Genomic DNA, 3,582 nt, shown 5'->3' on the forward strand with positions numbered 1-3,582 from the left:
CCACCCAACGGCAAGCAGCGATCAGCCACACCCCGCCGCCCTGGGCATCCAGAGCGTCCGGCCCTGAACACCTACAACCTTATGGAGCAGCGATGACCCCGGCCTCCGCTGACGACGCCGACCTGCGCGAGCAGGTCCGGCGCAATCGCCGCAACCGCGACCTCACGGGGCGGCATGTGCTCATTACCGGCGCGTCCTCCGGCATCGGCCGGGCCGCCGCACTGGCCGTCGCGGATAAGGGCGCCATCGTCTTCCTGCTCGCCCGGCGCGGCGACGAACTCGCGACCGTGGTCGAGGAGATCCGGGCCGAGGGCGGCAGCGCCTACGGATACCAGTGCGACGTCACCGACTCCGACTCCGTCGACCACGTGGTCAAAACCATCCTGGACGAGCACGACCACGTCGACATGCTGGTGAACAATGCGGGCCGCTCGATTCGGCGCGCCATCCACCGCTCCACCGACCGGCTGCACGATTTCGAACGCACCATGGCGGTCAACTACTTCGGCGCCCTGCGATTGACGCTGGCGCTGCTGCCGCAGATGCGCGAGCGCAAGTTCGGCCACATTGTCAATATCAGCAGTGCGGGCGTGCAAGTGGCCACGCCGCGCTTCGCCGCCTACCTCGCGAGCAAGGCGGCGCTGGATAAGTTCACCGAGGTCGCGGCGGTCGAAACCATGGCCGACGGTGTCACTTTCACCACCATTCATATGCCGCTGGTGCGCACCCCGATGATCACCCCGAGCGGCGATCAGGGCCCGTCGGAGTCCCCCGAATGGGCGGCCGCCACCATCGTGCGCGCGCTGAGCGAGCGACCCAAGCGCATCGATGTACCACTCGGCACCTTCGCCGAATACGGCGCGCTGCTCACCCCGAAGCTGCGTGACCGCATCCTGCACCGGTACTACCGGGCCATACCCGACTCGCCCGCTGCCAAGGGCGAGCAGACGGACACCGGGGAGCCAGCGGAACCCTCTGCGCCGCAACGCGAACCACGTCATCAGTCGACGGCTCGCCGAGTCACCGGCACCGCCCTGCGCCGCGCCGCCCGCTGGGTGCCGGGCACCCACTGGTAAGCCCGCGACCTTCATCCCGCAGGGGGCGATAAAGGTCGCCGCGAACGGGGCATGGTTGCGGTGGATTTCGCCGCACCCATGCCCCGTTCGTCGTTTTCAGCCGAGAACGAGGCGGGTTCCGGGAGGTAGGTGCGGGCCCGGGAGCGGATGTTGTGCCACCGGGCCGAACACCAGGTGTTGGGGCAAGGCGTGCGATCAGCCCGTGGGCAAGGGCTGGACCCGATCGGCCACGACCGCGGTCACCGGCTTCGGTGCAGCACCGCAACTGGCCTGGCGCGGTGGGAATCCGACGGCGCGAGTCGTCACACGCCAGCGACGGCCATCGCGATGGGTAACCAGGACCCGATCGGAATCGGTTGCGGCGGAATCCGTTTCGAGACAGACGGTGAGATCGTCGAGACCCACCGAAACTTGTTCGCGCACCGCGATTTCCGCGACCTGCTCGGCCGGATGGTGACCGCCGCGACCACGCAGACCGGCCAACGAAACCGCACCGCGTCCCACGGCTTCGACCGCCGCGACGGCGGCCGCGGTATCGACGCGGCCGTAGGTCAGGCCGGAGGGCAACAACACCATGGCGGGCGCGAAGCGATGGCCGCCGGTGTGCGAGCACTCCCAGACCCGGTCCGGATAGTCGGCGGCCAGATTCGCGGCAATCGGGCGGCCGAACAACGCGCAGCACTGATCGCGTTTTCCGTGCGCGCACACCAGGATCAGCGAATCACGCACGGGCGCACCGATTCCCGGCGGTGGGCCGTTCAGCAGGTCCAGATCCAGATCGAGCAGCTGCTTCAGGTCGGTGATCTCGAAGCGTTCGCACCAGAAACCCCGCGGGCGCGAACTGGCGATCAGAACCGTTCGGACACCGTTGAATTCGTTGCGGCCCGGCCGCCGGATCAACGTCGGACGAACCTTCGCGGCCACGGTGCGGGCGGCGAGTTCGGCAGTGGTCTCCGGGCCGAGCACCTCGTCGCCGATCACATCGCGGCCCCACGCACCCGGCTGCTCGACACACAACCACCCAGACACCCCAGTTGCCGTGCCGGGCAAGGGCACATCGACCGCGGCTGCCGCTGAGCAGAGCATCCCTTCGAATCCGGTCATCAGCCCGATGTCTGTCTGTCGGCGAACTTCTGCACGAACTTCTCGATGCGCCGTGCCCTGGTCTCGGGCTGCACGGCGTCGGCGAGCAAATAGCCGACGGCGGTGCGATGTTGCTTTGCGCCGTACGCCACATCCCAGCGGCCGTCGGCCTCGGCCCGATCGATCTCGACCTGTCCGGCCGGATGCATCAGCCCCTGCTCGATCAGCTCGGCGACCAAACCGATATTGCGCAGTGACCACGGGCCGCGCCTGCGCCACGGGGTGAAGCCGACCTGCCAGAACTCCCCGCCCGCACTACGCGCTTGCCCATCGATCCAGCCGAAGCACAGTGCCTGCCGCAGTGCACCGGCATGGTTCAGCGAAACGCGTCCGGAGCCCTTTTCGGCGAAGCGCAGCCAGACCCCGTCCACCGAGGCATGGTTGGCCAGGAGCCAGTCGCGGAACGACTGCTCGTCGGCGAAGAACAGAACCGGACGGTCTTGCGCACGCACCGCTTCACTCTAGATCCGCTGACCTGCCGCGGGTGCGAGCGTCGCGAGGAACGGCAGCACGGTCGCCTCGAATTCGCGATAGCGGTCACGATGGATGCTGTGGCCGCAGGTGAAGGCGGTCACGGCGCAATTCGGGATGGTGTCGCGCACAACCGCCAGCTTCTCCGGATCGACCATCCCGCCGGGACCGCCGCGCAGCACCAGGGTGGGCGCGGTGATATCAGCGAGCCGCTCCCACCACTCCGGATTCGGCTTGCGGAACTGTTCGAGCGCGGTCCGCGTCATCGAGCGATCGAAGGCGAGCACCGCGCGCGGATGCCGGATCAGGCTCGTGGTGGCGTGCCACAGTTCCGGAACGGTCGGGAAGCGACGCGTCAGCCTCACCTCTTCGTCGCCGGAACGCAACGGCATCGGGCACTCCTCGATGACCAGCCGCCGCACCAGTTCGGGCCGTTCCTGCGCGACACAGGAAACCGCGTAACCGCCAAGCGAATGTCCGATCAGATCTACCGAATCGAGCTCGAGCCGGTCACACAGATTCAGCACGTCCGCGCCGAATTCGGCGAACAGATAGGACTCGGTGTGCGCGCTGCGCCCGTGCCCGCGCAGATCGGGAATGATGACCCGCCGCCCGGCCCGCACCAATGTGTGTGCGAACTGATCCCAGGTATGCCCATCCCCACCCATACCGTGCACCAGCACCACCGGCACGCCATCGCCCACCAGGGAATCCCGATAGGCGATCCGCACGCCGTCGAGCACAGCCCTGGTCACCGCGAGATCCACGATTCCCGAGAATACTGTGTTTGATTGGCCGCGCCTGCGGCGCGGCGTGTTCGCGGCCCCCTTCAGTCTCGCGTCCGAGCCGTCGAGACTCGCGCCTGCGGCGCATGCGCTTCGACGGCTCGGAC

The 3,582-nt window shown here is 67.9% G+C and carries 3 protein-coding genes and 1 pseudogene; 1 reads left to right on the top strand and 3 read right to left on the bottom strand.

The window, feature by feature from the left end:
• Window positions 1-161: 161 nt before the first annotated feature.
• A pseudogene (locus AB0L58_RS42910) lies at window positions 162-1,076 on the top strand (SDR family NAD(P)-dependent oxidoreductase); the annotation flags it as partial.
• A 195-nt stretch (window positions 1,077-1,271) separates the two neighbouring features.
• On the opposite strand, the gene AB0L58_RS42915 reads toward AB0L58_RS42910, so the two are convergent.
• Genes AB0L58_RS42915 through AB0L58_RS42925 form a run of 3 tightly spaced genes read right to left on the bottom strand, consistent with a single transcriptional unit; the run spans window position 1,272 to window position 3,433 of the window.
• Window positions 1,272-2,180, bottom strand: a complete 909-nt coding sequence (locus AB0L58_RS42915; RefSeq protein ID WP_364397480.1) for a sucrase ferredoxin — start codon at window positions 2,178-2,180, stop codon at window positions 1,272-1,274.
• The gene (locus AB0L58_RS42920; RefSeq protein WP_364397482.1) at window positions 2,180-2,671 is read right to left on the bottom strand and encodes a hypothetical protein; all 492 of its coding nucleotides are present in this window, start codon (window positions 2,669-2,671) and stop codon (window positions 2,180-2,182) included. The genes AB0L58_RS42915 and AB0L58_RS42920 overlap by 1 nt, the downstream gene beginning before the upstream one ends.
• A gap of 9 nt (window positions 2,672-2,680) precedes the next feature.
• Complete coding sequence (locus tag AB0L58_RS42925) at window positions 2,681-3,433, bottom strand: alpha/beta hydrolase (RefSeq protein WP_364397487.1); 753 nt, start codon at window positions 3,431-3,433, stop codon at window positions 2,681-2,683.
• Window positions 3,434-3,582 lie beyond the last annotated feature (149 nt).

The organism is Nocardia sp. NPDC052112 (assembly GCF_040680135.1).
Classification (GTDB): Bacteria; Actinomycetota; Actinomycetes; order Mycobacteriales; family Mycobacteriaceae; genus Nocardia.